General features: G+C 57.4%; 15 protein-coding genes, 3 tRNA genes and 2 pseudogenes. 12 read left to right on the forward strand and 8 right to left on the reverse strand.

Features of this window, described 5'->3' with window-relative positions; translation table 11 throughout:
- Positions 1-51: 51 nt before the first annotated feature.
- From J2X66_RS20700 to J2X66_RS20710, 3 genes are all read right to left on the reverse strand, one after another.
- Positions 52-333: a peptidylprolyl isomerase gene (locus J2X66_RS20700; protein WP_027923796.1), complete on the reverse strand. Its 282-nt coding sequence runs from the start codon at positions 331-333 to the stop codon at positions 52-54.
- A gap of 82 nt (positions 334-415) precedes the next feature.
- A complete protein-coding gene (locus J2X66_RS20705) occupies positions 416-1297 on the reverse strand; it encodes a triacylglycerol lipase (RefSeq protein ID WP_310267792.1) in 882 nt (293 codons plus the stop codon).
- Between the two features lie 306 nt (positions 1298-1603).
- Positions 1604-2683: a 3-deoxy-7-phosphoheptulonate synthase gene (locus J2X66_RS20710; protein WP_310267794.1), complete on the reverse strand. Its 1080-nt coding sequence runs from the start codon at positions 2681-2683 to the stop codon at positions 1604-1606.
- 625 nt (positions 2684-3308) lie between these two features.
- On the opposite strand from J2X66_RS20710, the gene J2X66_RS20715 reads away from it, so the two are divergent.
- From J2X66_RS20715 to J2X66_RS20750, 8 genes are all read left to right on the forward strand, one after another.
- Complete coding sequence (locus J2X66_RS20715) at positions 3309-4067, forward strand: carbon-nitrogen hydrolase family protein (RefSeq protein ID WP_310267797.1); 759 nt, start codon at positions 3309-3311, stop codon at positions 4065-4067.
- On the forward strand, positions 4068-4511 hold the full coding sequence (locus J2X66_RS20720) for a GNAT family N-acetyltransferase (RefSeq protein WP_310267799.1): 444 nt from the start codon (positions 4068-4070) through the stop codon (positions 4509-4511). It abuts the gene before it with no gap.
- 127 nt (positions 4512-4638) lie between these two features.
- Positions 4639-5280 (forward strand): UvrY/SirA/GacA family response regulator transcription factor, encoded by a 642-nt coding sequence (uvrY, locus tag J2X66_RS20725; protein ID WP_008015884.1) that lies wholly within the window; start codon positions 4639-4641, stop codon positions 5278-5280.
- 2 nt (positions 5281-5282) lie between these two features.
- Complete coding sequence (gene uvrC / locus J2X66_RS20730) at positions 5283-7106, forward strand: excinuclease ABC subunit UvrC (RefSeq protein ID WP_310267802.1); 1824 nt, start codon at positions 5283-5285, stop codon at positions 7104-7106.
- Between the two features lie 32 nt (positions 7107-7138).
- Positions 7139-7699, forward strand: a complete 561-nt coding sequence (pgsA, locus tag J2X66_RS20735; RefSeq protein ID WP_027923802.1) for a CDP-diacylglycerol--glycerol-3-phosphate 3-phosphatidyltransferase — start codon at positions 7139-7141, stop codon at positions 7697-7699.
- 63 nt (positions 7700-7762) lie between these two features.
- Positions 7763-7838, forward strand: a tRNA-Gly gene (locus J2X66_RS20740).
- Between the two features lie 45 nt (positions 7839-7883).
- Positions 7884-7957, forward strand: a tRNA-Cys gene (locus J2X66_RS20745).
- A 195-nt stretch (positions 7958-8152) separates the two neighbouring features.
- A tRNA-Leu gene (locus tag J2X66_RS20750) sits at positions 8153-8239 on the forward strand.
- 94 nt (positions 8240-8333) lie between these two features.
- Here the strand turns inward: J2X66_RS20750 and J2X66_RS20755 are convergent.
- The 4 genes and pseudogenes from J2X66_RS20755 to J2X66_RS20770 form a co-directional block, all read right to left on the reverse strand.
- Positions 8334-8546: pseudogene (locus J2X66_RS20755) on the reverse strand (integrase); the annotation flags it as partial.
- Positions 8547-8725: 179 nt separating this feature from the next.
- Positions 8726-10942, reverse strand: coding sequence for a DUF3604 domain-containing protein (locus tag J2X66_RS20760; protein WP_310267806.1), 2217 nt, complete (start codon positions 10940-10942; stop codon positions 8726-8728).
- A gap of 39 nt (positions 10943-10981) precedes the next feature.
- Positions 10982-11980, reverse strand: coding sequence for a HupE/UreJ family protein (locus J2X66_RS20765; RefSeq protein ID WP_310267809.1), 999 nt, complete (start codon positions 11978-11980; stop codon positions 10982-10984).
- On the reverse strand, positions 11980-12888 hold the full coding sequence (locus J2X66_RS20770; RefSeq protein WP_310267812.1) for a peptidylprolyl isomerase: 909 nt from the start codon (positions 12886-12888) through the stop codon (positions 11980-11982). Before J2X66_RS20770 ends, J2X66_RS20765 begins: the two co-directional genes overlap by 1 nt.
- Before the next feature lie 183 nt (positions 12889-13071).
- Between J2X66_RS20770 and J2X66_RS20775 the strand changes: the two genes are divergently transcribed.
- Positions 13072-13410: a hypothetical protein gene (locus J2X66_RS20775; protein WP_310267815.1), complete on the forward strand. Its 339-nt coding sequence runs from the start codon at positions 13072-13074 to the stop codon at positions 13408-13410.
- 101 nt (positions 13411-13511) lie between these two features.
- Here J2X66_RS20775 and J2X66_RS20780 read toward each other — a convergent pair whose 3' ends face one another.
- Entirely contained in the window at positions 13512-13691 is a 180-nt protein-coding gene (locus J2X66_RS20780) for a hypothetical protein (RefSeq protein ID WP_310267818.1), read from the reverse strand.
- 135 nt (positions 13692-13826) lie between these two features.
- On the opposite strand from J2X66_RS20780, the pseudogene J2X66_RS20785 reads away from it, so the two are divergent.
- From J2X66_RS20785 to J2X66_RS20795, 3 genes and pseudogenes are all read left to right on the forward strand, one after another.
- A pseudogene (locus J2X66_RS20785) lies at positions 13827-14063 on the forward strand (cation transporter); the annotation flags it as partial.
- A gap of 568 nt (positions 14064-14631) precedes the next feature.
- Complete coding sequence (locus J2X66_RS30310) at positions 14632-14799, forward strand: DUF2252 family protein (protein ID WP_405046794.1); 168 nt, start codon at positions 14632-14634, stop codon at positions 14797-14799.
- 348 nt (positions 14800-15147) lie between these two features.
- Entirely contained in the window at positions 15148-15867 is a 720-nt protein-coding gene (locus tag J2X66_RS20795; protein ID WP_405046795.1) for an OmpP1/FadL family transporter, read from the forward strand.
- The last annotated feature ends 117 nt before the right edge of the window (positions 15868-15984 follow it).

The following is a 15984-nucleotide window of genomic DNA, read 5'->3' on the forward strand; positions in this document are numbered from 1 at the left end:
ACAACGGCCCACCAAAAGGCGGGCCGTTATGGGTAAAGCCTGGCGGATCGATCAGTCCTGACGACTGGTCACTTCCAGCAAGTGATAACCGAACTGGGTTTTCACTGGGCCTTGTACAACGTTGATTGGTGCGCTGAACACCACGGTGTCGAACTCCTTGACCATCTGGCCAGGACCGAACGAACCCAGGTCGCCGCCTTGACGGCTGGACGGGCAGGTGGAGTTGGCTTTGGCGATTTCGGCGAAATCAGCGCCGCCTTCGATCTGGGCCTTGAGTTCGTTGCACTTGGCTTCCGAGGCAACCAGGATGTGACGGGCAGTGGCTTTAGCCATGGGAAATTCTCCTTTCAATATTCAGTAAAGTGCGGAGCCTACCGGATTCAGTGGCCTATTTCTCGTCAAAGTTCCGGACAGATTATAGGCCCGCGTTTCTCAGGCGCTCGGCATGCTGCACATACAACGCCACGGGATCGATGGCTTTGCGATTCAAGCCGCCGGTATGACCGAGGCTGCTCAGGTGATCCAGCGGATAGTCGGAGCGGATGACTTTTCCCAGGTGGGAGCTGTAGCGGCCGACTAATCCGTCATTCTGCTCCGCTTCCGTGGTGAAGTAGTGGGAGAAGGCACGGAGGAATCCGTGCAGTGGATCGAGCGCTTTCAAGCCCTCGTCGAGAAGGGTTCCCTGTAACGTGCCGCTCCAGGAGTAATAACGTACGCCGTTAACCACATCTCGTCCCTTGCCGCCCCAGGTCTTCGGTAACCCTTGGGGGTATTTGTCGTTGAAAGCCCCTACGCCTTCGGTGGTCAGCGCATTGAGAGCCGCGACTGCGTTTTGTGGCAAGTGCAGGTTGCCGCTGAGTAACGACACAAAATCAGCGAACAGCGTCGCCACCGTCGCCGCGACATGTTCTGGAAGACGGCCTGGCGTCAGCGCCTTGCGCAGGAAGTCGGCCAGTTCCGAGCCGTGGTTCGGGCCACTGACCGATGTCACCGAAGCTACCGCATGGGGTGCTATCGCCGCTGCATAGCGTGCCGCCAATGCTCCCTGGCTATGACCGATCAGGTTGACCTTGCTGGCGCCGGTTCCTTCCAGCACCCGTTCGATCTGTGCCAATAGCTGGTCGCCACGTACTTCGTTGCTGTGGGTAGCCGACAGGTGTGGGATGAACACCCTGGCCCCCGCACTTCGCAAGGACTGCTTGACGTCCTGGAAGAATTCGGTCGTGCCGATCCGGTCGAAGCCGAAGAGCCCGTGGATCAGCAGGATAGGGTACTGGGTGGTTGCGTTCCGTAGCATGTTGATTCCTTTTTCGCGATCGTTCAGAGGAGTGCAGATGGGCTCACTCTAAAGCACCCCAGCGCTTGGGCGGTGTATGAGGAATCCGCTGTAAGCTGATGAAAAAGGTATAGAAAGTGTAGGAAAGTTCGAAAGTGGTTGAGGTCTTGTTCCGATTGTTTCGACATCTTTTGATCTGTAACAGCGCGTTTGCCTGCGATGGCCTACTCAGGAAACGGCTTTGCCTGTCAGTGATGTCGTGTTTCAACCACAACGCAACCTGTAGCAGCAGGCTGAGCCAACTGCTACAGAAATTGCGTTAGCCGTTTATTGATGCCCGCGCTGCGCTCGAAGCCGGGAAGCAGCGTTGCGCAACAATTCCTCCGTCCCGTTCCAGCCAAGACAGCCATCGGTCACCGAGACGCCGTAGCGCAACGTTGGACTCAAGGGCTGGCAACCTTCGAACAGATGGCTCTCGATCATCATGCCGATCAGCGAACGGTCACCTTGCAGGCGCTGTTCCAGTACGTCATTGAACACCGCTGGCTGCCGCGCCGGGTCTTTGCCGCTGTTGGCGTGGCTGCAGTCGACCATGATCCGCGCAGGGATCTTGAGTCGGGTCAAATCGCGGTTCACCTGGGCGACGCTGTCGCGGTCGTAGTTCGGCCCCTGATGCCCGCCGCGCAACACCAGGTGCGTGTCGGGATTGCCCGGTGTCTGGATGATTGCCGGATGTCCCTGGCTGTCGACGCCGAAATGTCGGTGCGCATGGGCGGCCGAACGCATGGCGTCGGTAGCCACGGTCACGCCGCCATCGGTGCCGTTCTTGAACCCGACCGGGATGCCCAGGCCGCTGGCCATTTCCCGGTGAATCTGTGATTCGGTGGTGCGGGCACCAATCGCCACCCAACTCAGCAGGTCGTCAAAGTAGCCGGCAGCCATCGGTTGCAGCAGTTCGGTGGCAATCGGCAAGCCGAGGCGGAGCATTTCGCGCATCAATTCGCGCGACAGCGTCAAGCCGCCAGCCATGTCATCACTGCCGTCCAGGTGCGGATCGTAGGCCAGGCCTTTCCAGCCGACCGTGGTGCGCGGTTTTTCGACGTAGGCGCGCATTACCAGCAACATTTCATCGCTGACGTCGGTGGCGAGCCGGGAAAGGTGGGTCGCGTATTCAAGGGCGGACTGCGGGTCGTGAATCGAGCAAGGGCCGACGATCACCAGCAAACGGGAGTCTTCACCGTTGAGGATTGCGCGGACCGCGTCGCGGTGAGCGGCGACTTGACGGGTCAGGGCGTTGCTGAGGGGCAGTTGCTGCTTGAGTTGCAATGAGCTGGGTAGACGCAGGGTCAGCGCTTCATTGGCAGAATTCAAGGTGGACAGCGGCAGAGCAGAGACGGACGAGTTCATGGCATGGCTTCCTGGGCGGCGGCGGGTTCGTTCCCGCGCGCTCGGCCCTACTGGGGTGTTCGACAATTGGCCGGATTGGCTGCGTGTGTGTGCTTGCCACCTGTGGGTGACCGATCGGAGGCGGCAGGCTGTCCCGAGCGGAGGCTGGTAAATCGCCAGGCGGTAAAACTGTCGTAACGGTAATAAGTGGCGTAGTTCATGTTGTGAATCCTCAAAGTGTCTGGTGTGTCGCAAAAATGTTCGGGGCTGAAAAAACAAAACCCCCGGTCGGGAGGCCGACCGGGGGTTTGGAAAACTTTGGTGGCGACCCGTTTAAAGTGGGCGCCGTGTGGGTATCAGGCGCGCCAGTGGCTAAACCAATACCCAAAATAAAAGCTGACCGAAGCGCAGACGTCATTCACTCGCGCAGCCGCCACCGAACGCTGAGCGCTGGCAGTTGGAAGCTGTGAGAGGGCGTTGAACATGGTCTGTCTCCGATGGATGCGCCGAGCTTACTAGAGGCCGGTGCGCGGTTTCAATCAGAAAATGCTATCAATCGCCGACGGCATTTTCTATCGCTTGAGTGAGCGCTGCTTTATGACACACTTTGTGTTTTAGCCATCCTCCAACGTCACAAGGACGAAACATGACGCCATTGACCATTGCCGCCGCTCAATCGATCTCGGTCGCCGGTGATTGTGCCGCCAACATTGCCCTGCATCAGCGCTTCATGCAGGTTGCTGCGGAGCAGGGCGTTCAGTTGCTGGTCTTTCCTGAATTGTCGCTGACCGGCTATGAGCGAGGCTTGGCAGCCGAATTGGCCATCGCACCGGATGCCGAGGTGCTGCGACCCTTGCGGGATTTCGCTCGGGAAGTCGGTGTCACCAGTGTGGTTGGCATGCCGATTCGGCTGTCGGACGACTCGCCGGTATTGATTGGGGCGTTGGTGTTAGGCGCCGATGGTTCACTCGGGGTCTACAGCAAACAGCATCTGCACCCCGGCGAGGAAGTGGCGTTTGCGCCAGGTACAGGTGGCTCGATGTTGACCATTGGTGGCACTACCGTCGCGCTGGCGGTGTGTGCTGATTTTTCTCATGCCAGTCATGCTGCCGCGGCCGCGGGGCAGGGCGCCGACCTCTATGCCGCCGGTGTGCTGATCACGGAAAACGGCTATGCCCCGGACACGGCGCTCCTGCAAGGGTACGCCGGCACGCATTCAATGACGGTGCTGATGGCTAACCACGGCGGTGCGACCGGAGGCTGGGAGTCTGCAGGGCGCAGTGCCCTATGGGCGTCGGACGGTTCGCTGATTGCTGCGGCACCGGGTACGGGGAACGTAATGGTGGTGGCGCGTCGCGAGGCGGGTGGCTGGAACGGCTCGGTTATTGACGTTACGGAGGCTTGAATGCGTTTCGAATGGCGTCTGGCGTCACCCGCCGATCTTGAATTCGCCCGGACACTGACCTGCGACAACATGCTGCGCTATTACATCCAGCACGATCTGCTTTGGCTGGATGAGGCGTTTGATGTCGCCTGGGCGGGGCGCGAGAACCGCATGATTGTGCGCGATGAATCGTTGTTGGGTTTTGTCAGCCTGAGTCGCGATGCAAACGCCTTGTACATCCGCGAACTGCATGTGCTCGAAGCGTTTCAGGGGCAGGGCGCGGGTGGTTGGGTGATCGATGAGGTCTTTTCGCTCGCGTGCAAGGAACGACGTCCGGCATTGCGCCTGACCGTTTTTGAAAATAATCCGGCAAGAAAACTTTACGAACGAAAAGGGCTGAAGGTGGTCGATCAGGACGAGTGTTTCCTGAGAATGCAGCGTGATATCGACAGGCTTCATCGCTGAAACGCGCTGGCGACAAGCCTTTCAAGATGTATTGATACTTTTTATATGACGCTTGCCGCTAGGTCTGCCAGTTGCTTTTTGCTAAGGTGTCCGGCAACCCAATAAGACCAATTCGCGAGGTGTCTGCTTGATTAGGGTGCTAGTAGTCGATGACCATGATCTCGTTCGTACAGGCATTACACGAATGCTGGCTGACATCGATGGCCTGCAAGTAGTCGGCCAGGCTGAATCAGGGGAAGAATCCCTGCTCAAAGCGCGCGAGTTGAAACCCGATGTAGTGTTAATGGACGTCAAGATGCCGGGTATCGGCGGTCTTGAAGCCACGCGCAAACTGCTGCGCAGTCACCCGGATATCAAAGTTGTCGCGGTCACCGTCTGTGAGGAAGATCCGTTTCCGACGCGGTTGCTGCAGGCGGGTGCCGCCGGTTACCTGACCAAGGGCGCGGGGCTGCCGGAAATGGTCCAGGCGATTCGCCTGGTATTTGCCGGTCAACGCTATATCAGCCCGCAGATTGCCCAGCAACTGGCGATCAAATCCTTTCAGCCAACCAATGATTCGCCCTTCGATGCCTTGTCCGAGCGCGAGATCCAGATCGCATTGATGATTGTCGGCTGTCAGAAGGTCCAGATCATTTCCGACAAGCTTTGCCTGTCACCCAAAACGGTCAACACTTACCGTTACCGTATTTTCGAGAAGCTTTCGATCAGCAGTGATGTCGAGCTGACGCTGTTGGCGGTTCGTCACGGCATGGTCGATGCCAGCCTCTGACAATGACTGACGCCTTCGATCCAAGCGCTTTTCTGTCGACGGTCAGTGGGCGCCCCGGTGTGTACCGCATGTTCGACAGCGATGCGCGCCTGTTGTATGTCGGCAAAGCCAAGAACCTTAAGAATCGCCTGTCGAGTTACTTCCGCAAATCCGGTCTGGCACCCAAGACCGCTGCGCTGGTGGCGCGTATCGCTCAGGTCGAGACCACCATCACCGCCAACGAAACCGAAGCCCTGTTGCTTGAGCAGACGCTGATCAAGGAATGGCGTCCTCCGTACAACATCCTGCTGCGCGATGACAAATCCTACCCTTACGTTTTTCTCTCGGATGGCCAGTTCCCGCGGTTGAGCATCCATCGCGGCGCGAAGAAGGCCAAGGGCAAGTATTTTGGTCCGTACCCGAGCGCCGGAGCGATTCGCGAAAGCCTGAGCCTTTTGCAAAAGACCTTTTTTGTCCGTCAGTGCGAAGACAGCTACTACAAGAACCGCACACGCCCGTGCCTGCAATACCAGATCAAACGTTGCAAGGCGCCGTGTGTGGGCTTGGTCGAGCCTGAGGTTTATGCCGAAGACGTTCGTCACTCGGTGATGTTCCTTGAAGGTCGCAGCAATGCGCTGACGGACGAGTTGTCAGCAGGCATGGAAGAGGCGGCGATCAACCTCGAGTTTGAGCGCGCCGCCGAGTTGCGCGACCAGATTTCCTTGTTGCGTCGGGTCCAGGACCAGCAAAGCATGGAAGGCGGCACCGGCGATATCGACGTGATCGCCGCCTTCGTCAATCCGGGCGGTGCTTGCGTTCACTTGATCAGCGTGCGTGGCGGTCGGGTATTGGGCAGCAAGAACTTTTTCCCGCAAACCGGTATCGACGAAGACGTTTCTGAAGTCATGGCCGCGTTTCTCGGCCAATACTTCATCACCAGCCCTGAGCGCGACTTGCCGAGTGAGCTGATCGTCAACGTGGTGCATGAAGACTTCCCGACGCTGATCGAGGCCATCGATGCCCTGCGCGGGCGTGAACTGACCATCAGTCATCGGGTGCGTGGCACGCGAGCGCGCTGGCAGCAACTGGCGGTCACCAACGCCGAGCAGGCCTTGAGCGCGCGCCTGGCAAATCGTCAGCACGTCGCGGCACGTTTCGATGCGCTGGCGGAAGTCTTGAACCTGGACGAGCCACCGCAGCGCCTTGAGTGCTACGACATCAGCCATTCCAGCGGCGAAGCCACCGTGGCGTCTTGCGTGGTGTTTGGCCCGGAAGGTCCGATCAAATCCGATTATCGCCGCTACAATATCGAAGGCGTGACGGCGGGAGATGACTACGCCGCAATGCACCAGGCGTTGACCCGTCGCTTCAGCAAACTGAAGGACGGCGAGGGCAAGCTGCCGGATATTCTGTTGGTGGACGGCGGCAAAGGTCAGTTGTCCATGGCTCGTGACGTGCTCAATGAGCTGGCGGTGCCAGACCTGATCCTGTTGGGCGTGGCCAAAGGGGCGACGCGCAAGGCCGGTTTCGAAACCTTGTACCTCAACGACGCGGCCCATGAATTCACCTTGCGCGGCGATTCCCCCGCGCTGCATTTGATTCAGCAAATACGCGACGAAGCCCACCGTTTCGCCATTACCGGTCACCGCGCTCGCCGTGGCAAAACCCGCCGCACGTCCACGCTTGAGGGCGTTGCCGGCGTCGGGCCGACACGGCGTCGCGATTTATTGAAACATTTTGGTGGATTGCAGGAGCTGTCTCGTGCCAGCATCGAAGAGATCGCCAAAGCACCCGGGATCAGTAAAAAGCTCGCAGAGTTGATTTATGCAAATCTGCACAGCGAGTAGAATGCCAACTCACCTCGTAGCCAGTTGTGCCGATGAATATCCCTAATCTGATTACCGTTCTACGCGTCCTGCTCATCCCGATCTTCATTTTGTTGTTCTACCTGCCTTACCAATGGAGCTACGTGGCCTCCGCCTCGGTCTTCGCCTTTGCTGCCGCCACAGACTGGCTGGATGGTTATCTCGCCCGACGCCTGGAGCAAAGCACTCCGTTCGGGGCGTTCCTCGATCCCGTGGCTGACAAACTGATGGTCGCTGTCGCACTGGTCTTGCTGGTGCAAGAACACGGCAACCTTTGGCTCACGCTGCCGGCCGCCGTCATCATCGGTCGCGAAATTGTCGTTTCGGCATTACGCGAGTGGATGGCCGAGCTCGGCGCCCGTGCTCACGTCGCCGTATCGAACCTGGGCAAATGGAAAACCGCCGCGCAAATGCTCGCGCTGGTGATCCTGCTGGCCAATCCGTCAGACTTTAGCTTCTGGGTCTTGATCGGTTATGCCTTGTTGCTGGTGTCGGCGGGCCTGACATTGTGGTCCATGGTCCAGTACTTGCGGGCTGCCTGGCCACATCTGAAGACCGACGTTGAAAAGAAATAAAACTTTTTTGAATCAAGGGGTTGACGGGGCTTCTGGAATCTATAGAATGCGCCACACCAAGACGCGGGAATAGCTCAGTTGGTAGAGCACGACCTTGCCAAGGTCGGGGTCGCGAGTTCGAGTCTCGTTTCCCGCTCCAAGTTTGAACACATTTGTTGTTGTGCTACTGACAGCAAATGTTTGAGGCCGAGTAGCAAAATGGTTATGCAGTGGATTGCAAATCCACCTACGCCGGTTCGATTCCGACCTCGGCCTCCACTATAAACAAGCTCCGTAGATCTATGATTTACGGAGCTTTTTTATTTCTGCAGCCTTGCAAGATTTTGTCTTGAAAAGGTCAACTGCGAACTTGCTTCACCGGGGCGGGGTGTATATATTTCCCCCTCTGTTGCACAAGCGTCAGAACTGCCAGGTCGTCATTTGTCAGCCTTCAGACTGCTTCACCGCGCTACCGCCCGAATGGCGAAACTGGTAGACGCATGGGACTTAAAATCCCCCGCTCGTAAGGGCGTGCCGGTTCGATTCCGGCTTCGGGCACCATATATATCAAGGGCTTGCGTGAGATACCTCACGCAGGCCCTTTTTCTTTTGCTCCGCAAAAACCAATCTCTGCTCCGCAATTCGTCACCACCGGTCATTTGGTGGGCGTTACCTTCATCCCTTTGCGCATCCGAATGTACTGCTCGGTCATAACAACGGTGGTATGCCCAAGTTGATCCTTGGCCTGCATGAAGTCGCCACTGGATTCTGCCTTGTCCGTACCGGCCTTTGCGCGTAAATCGCGCATTTCAAACTCCGGTTTAAAAACTCCAGCGGCCTCCCGGGCCATATCAAACCTCCTGCGTAACTGCTCATGCTGGCGCCACCGTTTCAGGGTGTCAGACAAAAGTGCCTGGGCCCGTGCCCCAGACCGACAATTGCTCGGAACTCGATGACAGCGCGGATCGATCTGCCTTCATGCATCAGATCGAACCGCCGCGTATTTCGAAAAGGACACAGTGCATAAACGAGTGACCTCCTTCGGTGCTACTTGACCTCCTCGACCTCATAATTCACATAACCAAACTCGTTGCTGCGAGCCGCCACGTACTTGCCGTTTTGCTCGAATACCGTGGCCTCGAAGGGTGTGCCGCCGAGTGTGGTCAGCAGGTGCCCGTCCTTGATTTCGTACTTGGCCGGTACGCCGAACTGACCGCCATGCAGCATGTTCAGGTATTCCCCCTCTGCGGGCGGCTTGCCATCGACGCTGGCGACCAAGCGTTGGCCGTCGGTGCCATAGACGATTTCGAATGTCTGGCCGGTGACGGTGTTGCGCACCTTGATGGTTTTACCCACCACGAACGTTTGCAGCTGCTCGTTGGTGAGCGCTTTGGCGCCTTCGGTTTTCAGTTGATCGATGGTTTTGCCGACAGCGACAGACTTGCTGTCCTCGGCTGTCGGCGTGTACCAGATCGGTGAAGTCCACGCGCGCTCCTGAACGGTGGGCGAGACGTCGGCCGGTGGCGGTACTTGCAGTTTGGCCGCGTCATAGGTGCTCCAGCGCGGGGTCGGGATCTGTAGCACGCGGGCGTAGTAGAACGCGTGCTGGGCCGGATCGAAATCCGGATCGGCCCAGACTTTTTTCAGTTCGGTGGCACCGATGGTATTGGTGTAGGTCGCCTTGGAGACATCGACCGTCGAGCCCACCGGTGGGACTTTTCCGGTGACCGGATCCGGCTGGCGATCACCAGCCCAGGCGACGTCGTAGATCTTCTCGAAGGTCTGGCCGTTTTTGGTCCAGCCCTTGATGATCTGGATTCGGTCGAGGTTGCCATCGTCGGCATCCTTGACCGCCCACACCACGAAGGACGGTGCCTGTTTGCCCGATTTTGCCGGCAAGTCGCCACCCATGGGAACGCCCTTGGCGTAGGCGGCATGCACCCAGTCCTTTTCGGTCCACAGACTGCTGTCGAAGCCCCAGCCACCAAACATGCGCACGGGGATGCGCACGCCGCTGGTGCCGTAGACTTCTTTTCGCTTCATCGCATCGAAGATCGATTCACGGGTGTTTTCTTCGGCCCAGACGCCGGCCAGCCCCGAGGTGCTGGTTTGCAAGGCGACCATCCCCGAGTTGTCTTTGCCTGAGAGGCGCGCGGCCGGGGTGCTGTCGGTAAAACCGTGGGAGCCGAAGTTGTTGCTCTGCAAATAGGGAATCACTCCGTTGTGCGAGTCGCTGGCACCGACTACGCCCATTTTATAGGGGTTGTACCCACGGGTTTCCTGCAAGGCCATGCCATTTTGCCAGGCTTGCCTGATGTAGCTGCCATTGATTTTCGACGTACTGTTGTCGATGCCAAGCAGGAAACTCATGATTTCATAATTGGCAAATTCGTCGGTCGGCGACAGCTCGGGGTGGGTTTCGGAAGTGCCCTTGACCTGGTGGATTTCGGTGAGGGATTCATTGCGCATCCGCGCTTCTGCCCAGGCAGCATCGATGGGTCGGCCACGGTCATCGACGTCCACCGGAAACATCAGGCCGTTGCTGAGGTTGGCGTTGTGGGAGATCGCCAGTATTTCGTTGCCCTTTTTGCGTTGATCGTCCATCCAGCTCCACAAGTCCTCGGGTTTGTTCGAATCGAGGGCCGTGAAGGGCAGGTCCGGGACCTTCTTCGAGTCGCGGAAAAACACGTTGCGGTGCATATTCTGATTGTTCGGTGCCGAGGTCCATTCATAGGCGACGAAGGTGGTGAACTTGCCGGGCTTGTAGTACTTGTCGGCAATGGCGATGTTCTGCTGCCAGATGTTGCCCGCCACTTTCGGATCAATCAGCTCTTTGATGGGATTGTTCAAGCTGCCGGCGATCCATTTGAATACCCGGTTGAAATCTTCCGGGGTCTTGACCATCAGTTTTTGCGCGATAGGCAGTTTGCTGAACTCTGATTTGGGATCGTTCGCCAGGGCAATCACACCGACGTATTCCGAATGATCGGTCACGCCATGAAAATCCAGCGGTCGACCTTTGAGCTGTACTTCAAACCCCATTGGATGCTTGACCGGCATGCCAAGCGAGTATTGGTAGGCCTGCTCGGGATCGACCTGATGGTTGCCGATCAGGTAGGCATCGATCGACCAGGAACTGTGCGAGTGCGTCTGGCCAAAGTAAACCTCGCGGTCCGGATTGCCCTCTGCCAATGCCAACGAGCTGACAGTGAGCACGGCGCAACCGAGCAGTGACGGCGTGCTGAAGTGTGTTGGGGTTTTCATATTCCACGTCTCCGGAATACGGCAGTGACAGAGTGCAACTCAGGTCCAGAAACTCGAGACCCGTTCAAAAAACCAGAAGGCCGCCAGCGTTCCCAGGCCGTAGGAAGCAATCGGTCGGGCATACAGCAGTGCGGGCTGTGGCAGTCGACAACGTAACAACAGTGCTCGCAGGCTGAGCACGGCGGCGACGAACATCAACTGGCCGATCTCGACCCCGACATTGAAAGTGAACAACGCCAGTGGCAGGTCGCGTTGCGGCAAACCGATTTGCGCTAGCGCGCCAGCAAAACCGAAGCCATGCAACAAGCCAAAACAGAACGCCACCACCCAAGGCCACTGGATGGTGAAGCTGGTTTCACCACGGTTCTTGCGGGCGATTTCCACCGCCAGCAACAGAATGCTCAGCGCAATCGTCGCTTCCACAGGCGGGCCTGGAAGCTGCACCGCACCCAATGCCGCGAGCGCCAGGGTGATGGAATGCGCGAGGGTGAACGCGGTGATGGTCTTCACCAGCATCCAGCCATTACCCACCAGCAGCAGGAGGCCGAAGACGAAAAGCAAGTGATCGAAACCTCCCAGGATGTGCTGGATGCCATGTACCAGAAACGCCCCGGCCACCGAGAACATTCCCGGCGTGGCAGCGATTTCCATCCAGGGTTGCGCGGGGTGGACGAGGGTGGTGGTCAGGCTGCCGTCCAGGCGCGAGACACGCACCAGGACATCGGTGATGCTCGCTTGCAGGCCGACAAACTCGATGCGCTGCCCGACCAGGCCGGCGGAACCGGCTTCAATGACCCGGCGTTCGATCAGTGAATCGTTCAGTTGGCTTTCCACCGGGTCAACGACAGTGCGCACACCTTCGGCAAACCGGAGCGCAATCGGTAATCGCATGCCAGAAAGCACCGGCGTGCGCCACAGCACGTCGTATCGCCCGGCGGCCGTTTCGTTGAGTCCCAGGTACGCGGGGCGCGACTCATGGGCCATGGCGGTCGGCCCCATGAACCAGAACAGCAACAACAGCCAGACCGTGCGCCTCATCACGGCCGCTCCGTTTGTATGGCGGCAATGCCAGCGGCGGAAGCAGGCATCATCACCACGACTTCATAGCGTGCTTTGAGTGCCTCGAAACTCACGCGTTTCGACTCGCTGCGCTGCTCGGACAACCAATCGGACTTGACCTGCTGGGCCACGGTTTCGAAAGCCGGTGCCGGTGGTTTGGCCAGCGTATCGATCCACACCAGATGCCAGCCAAAACCTGATTCCACAGGCCCCACCCAACTCCCCGGCGTTTGCTGGAACAACGAAAGGGCGAACTTTGAACCGAAGACCCGCGCCACTTGATCCTGTGATTGCTCCGTGTAGGCGCTGTTAAACATGAACGCATCGCCTTCACCGCTGTTCCTGTCAGTCAGCCCCCTTAGCGCGGCCTGAGCCTGGGCCTGCGCATCCGCGCCGCGTTTGTCCAGGGCGAAGAACACATGATGGAAGGTCGCCAGGGGTTGCGGGGCGTATTGGTCCTGATGCTGGTTGTACCAGGCCTCAAGTACACCGGGTGCCGGTTCGCGAAGTGACGCTACATCCTCGGCGAGGAAATCCATTTTTTGCGCCAGGCGGCGGCGAATGATGGTGTCGTCTTTATCCAGGCCAAGTTTCAGCGCTTCGCGATAGAGGATTTCCTCCTTCACATATTCATCAATCAGGCCCTGCAACTGTTGTTCTGAGGCGGGGCGTTGCCATCGCGCCAGCCAGGAAATCGCGATCCGCTGAACAACTTCAGGGGTAATTTCGATGCGTTGCGGATCTTGATTGAGCGTTGAACGGTGCAAACCTCCGTACAGTACGAAGAGTGAAAAACCGGCGATTAAAAAGTGCAGTAACGGCTGACGAAGGTATCGCTTGATCAACGAAAGCCGAGACGCTTTTTCCTCCCCGACACTTAAGTTCATGACTTATTGCCCCACGCTATACTCGAATAGTTTTCGAAACAGAGTGGAGTATTGCTGCTGGGCCGGAACTTTCCACTGAGGTTAATCACGATAAGCACTAAGCATTAGTCGCAATCGGATTAACCGATCTTCCGTACCCGTGCAGTCTTGCGTCAATACAGCCCGGGACGGAGCGTGCATGTCATGAGAGGACTGCTGGTTTTCGCCGCTATCATCGAGGCCGTCACTGGCGTGGCGCTGATACTTGTCCCATCGCTGGTCGGGCAACTTTTGCTTGGTATCGAACTGACGGGCGTCATCGTCCGCGTGGCCGGGATCGCTCTCATTGCCCTGGCGGTCGCCTGCTGGCCCGGACCAGCAATGCTCGGCATGTTGATCTATAACGCAGCCGTTGCACTTTATCTCGCCTACGTTGGCTTCTTGGGCGAATCGAGTGGGGTTCTCCTGTGGCCAGTGGTGATCTTGCACGCCGTCATGACGGTACTGCTGATTTGGGCAATGACCAGGAAAACTACCCATTGAGTCCCATCATTATCAGCGCCATCGCTTTCGCCTGCCTGTTCCGGCCGCGCTGATACACAGCGGCAATCCAATGCCCGCCTAAGGCGAAATGAACCGCTTGTTCATGTCCGCAGCCTGCGCTCGGTAGGATTTGGGCGCGCAGCCCTGGGCGTTGTGGAAAAACGGCTGAACGCGCTCAGGCTGGAAAAACCCAGCACCTCGGCGATCTGTGAAAGCTTCAAGTCGGTCTGGCTCAGGTATTTGCGGGCCAGGTCCAGCTTGGTCTGCAGCTTGATGGCCACGGAGGACAGGATGAATTTTGGCTCCCATTACCTGAGCGTATCCATTGCTGTGCTGCTGGTCGTCTATGCCCTGTTCCTTATCTATTCCCTAGTGACCCACAAGAAGGAATTCAGTAGTGAAGCGGTTCGAGCGTACAGGTGGCGCTGTTCGTCGCCCCAACGCTCGTATTGACCAGTCTGTTCATCGGTTCGACTGCCATGGACCTGGCCTTCCGGCCCGGCCTCGTGCTGGCGGTGCTGCTGGCGGTGTTGATCACCAATGAGGTTGCCGACGATGGTCGCTCCGATTGGTTCAAGGGCGTGCAGTTACTGGCAGTCTATATTTCCCTCGGGCTGGCGTTTCTTTTCCTCAGCGGCGCCCCGGCAGGATGAACCAGAACAGGTCCAGTCAACGCGAGACGCATTAGCAAGAGGCACCATGGTCTCCGAGCCGAAAGCATGAAAATCATGGGGCTCTGATGTAGATCAACAATCACACTCGAAACTGTTCTAATTTTTAAAGCAGGTGAGGTTGGTGAAATGACAAGCCAGCAAATTCCACGCCTCGAATAAAGCGCAGGAGTGACTATAGAATCATGGCCTCCGACAAGAAAACCTCCCACAAAAAAGTCCGTAAGGCGAAACTGACTCGCGAATTTTGCTCCCGTGTGGAGCGCATCAAAGCCGGTCGACTGTTGCGCGAAAAAGTGCCACGCGAAAACCACGCGATCTGGAAATCGCCCGGCAAGTGCCGTGACGTCATCGCCATACTGCAGGAGTCCAACAAGGAACAGCTTCAGGAGCTTGTTCCAATCCGCTACGGGCGCATGCTGCGCAGTTTTACCGCGGGTCGTCATGGGACAACGGCTGATGCAGTCCTCCAGCGATATCTTCCTGGGCTGGGGTGGGCTGGGCGCGTGGACGCGCTGGACGCGATTTTTTCGTAAAGCAACTGCGCGACATGAAGTTCTCGGTACCCGTAGAAGGCGTAACCCTGTCGCAAATCAAACGCTATGCAGGATTGTGCGGCCAGACCCTGGCCAGGGCACATGCCAAATCAGGGGATGCAGCAACCATTTCCGGGTATCTGGGCAAGGGCGAGGTTTTCGATAAGGCGCTGGGCGACTAAGCCGTAGCCTATGCCAAGCAGACGGTGAAGGATCGTAGGACTTTGGCCCGGGCGGCCAGGGCCGGGCATTTGGAGGCACTGATCGAAGAAGAATAACCATCAAGCGCAACCAGGCCCAAAAGCAGGGTTGGGTCTGGGGATAAGCAAAGCATCTCCCGAAGGTTGTCATCCATCAGGTAACACCAAGGATATACAACATGAAAATAAATCTGCGTGTGACCATGTTGGCCGTTCTAACCGCAGCCCCACTTCCTGTGCTGGCCGGTGGGTTGATGCTCTACGAGGTTGGTACGGGCCTTTGGTATAGGCGTCAGAGCCTATTATGCGAAACTCGTCAATGAGTTGGCGGTGAACAATGGGCCGCTAGAGGGCGATGGCAGCGCAAAATATAAAGCCGATGACTGGAGTTATGGGACCAGCCTTGGAGTGGTGTACTCACCACAACCAGGCACGCGTCTGGGCTTAAGTTATACAAGCGAAATCAATCTCGACTTCAAGGACAAGCTCAAACTCGAGGGAATCGGTCCGGTTGCCCAGCATTCACTGCAGGAACGGGGAGTGCTCGATGCTGCCACCAAGATCAATATGAACGTGCCGCAGACTCTGACTTTTAGCATTTATCATGAGTTGGATGATCAGTGGGCACTGTTGGCCAGTGCTAATTGGCAAGACTGGTCGCGCTTTGGAGAGGTTGGTATAGATCTCGATAGCAATAAGCCGAAGTCGATAAGCCTCGACGCAAAGTTCAAAGATACCTGGCACCTGTCGCTGGGTACACAGTATCGCTTTGATCGTCGCTGGATGTGGATGGCTGGCATTGGCTATGACAGCTCAGCTGTTGACGATAAAAATCGCACGGTCACTGTCCCAATGGCTGAAAGCTGGCGTTTCGGAACGGGCTTGACCTATACGCTGGATCCTCAGACCGAAGTCAATGTGAGTTATGAGTTCGTCTCCATGGGTGATATGCCGGTCACCCAGGAAAAACCGGACGGGACACGGATCTCGGGTAGTTTTAACAATGCTTGGATTCAGGCGTTGAGTACCAGTGCAACCTGGCGGTTTTGAGATTTTTTATTGCTTTGGCTGTGTAGCCGGAACGATTGGGGCGGACCTGAGGCCAGCGGTATACAGCTCTGGCCAATGTGGTCTGACTTGAATGAAACAGTCGTCGAGCACCCAGAC

The sequence above is a fragment of the Pseudomonas sp. 3296 genome, from assembly GCF_031456615.1.
GTDB classification, from domain to species: Bacteria; Pseudomonadota; Gammaproteobacteria; order Pseudomonadales; family Pseudomonadaceae; genus Aquipseudomonas; species Aquipseudomonas mucoides.

What these genes read in the sequence shown, in the direction of transcription:
- J2X66_RS20700 (WP_027923796.1), bottom strand. Translation starts at nt 333, where the DNA reads ATGGCTAAAGCCACTGCCCGTCACATCCTGGTTGCCTCGGAAGCCAAG.
- J2X66_RS20705 (WP_310267792.1), bottom strand. Translation starts at nt 1,297, where the DNA reads ATGCTACGGAACGCAACCACCCAGTACCCTATCCTGCTGATCCACGGG.
- J2X66_RS20710 (WP_310267794.1), bottom strand. Translation starts at nt 2,683, where the DNA reads ATGAACTCGTCCGTCTCTGCTCTGCCGCTGTCCACCTTGAATTCTGCC.
- J2X66_RS20715 (WP_310267797.1), top strand. Translation starts at nt 3,309, where the DNA reads ATGACGCCATTGACCATTGCCGCCGCTCAATCGATCTCGGTCGCCGGT.
- J2X66_RS20720 (WP_310267799.1), top strand. Translation starts at nt 4,068, where the DNA reads ATGCGTTTCGAATGGCGTCTGGCGTCACCCGCCGATCTTGAATTCGCC.
- uvrC (WP_310267802.1), top strand. Translation starts at nt 5,283, where the DNA reads ATGACTGACGCCTTCGATCCAAGCGCTTTTCTGTCGACGGTCAGTGGG.
- pgsA (WP_027923802.1), top strand. Translation starts at nt 7,139, where the DNA reads ATGAATATCCCTAATCTGATTACCGTTCTACGCGTCCTGCTCATCCCG.
- J2X66_RS20760 (WP_310267806.1), bottom strand. Translation starts at nt 10,942, where the DNA reads ATGAAAACCCCAACACACTTCAGCACGCCGTCACTGCTCGGTTGCGCC.
- J2X66_RS20765 (WP_310267809.1), bottom strand. Translation starts at nt 11,980, where the DNA reads ATGAGGCGCACGGTCTGGCTGTTGTTGCTGTTCTGGTTCATGGGGCCG.
- J2X66_RS20770 (WP_310267812.1), bottom strand. Translation starts at nt 12,888, where the DNA reads ATGAACTTAAGTGTCGGGGAGGAAAAAGCGTCTCGGCTTTCGTTGATC.
- J2X66_RS20775 (WP_310267815.1), top strand. Translation starts at nt 13,072, where the DNA reads ATGAGAGGACTGCTGGTTTTCGCCGCTATCATCGAGGCCGTCACTGGC.
- J2X66_RS30310 (WP_405046794.1), top strand. Translation starts at nt 14,632, where the DNA reads ATGAAGTTCTCGGTACCCGTAGAAGGCGTAACCCTGTCGCAAATCAAA.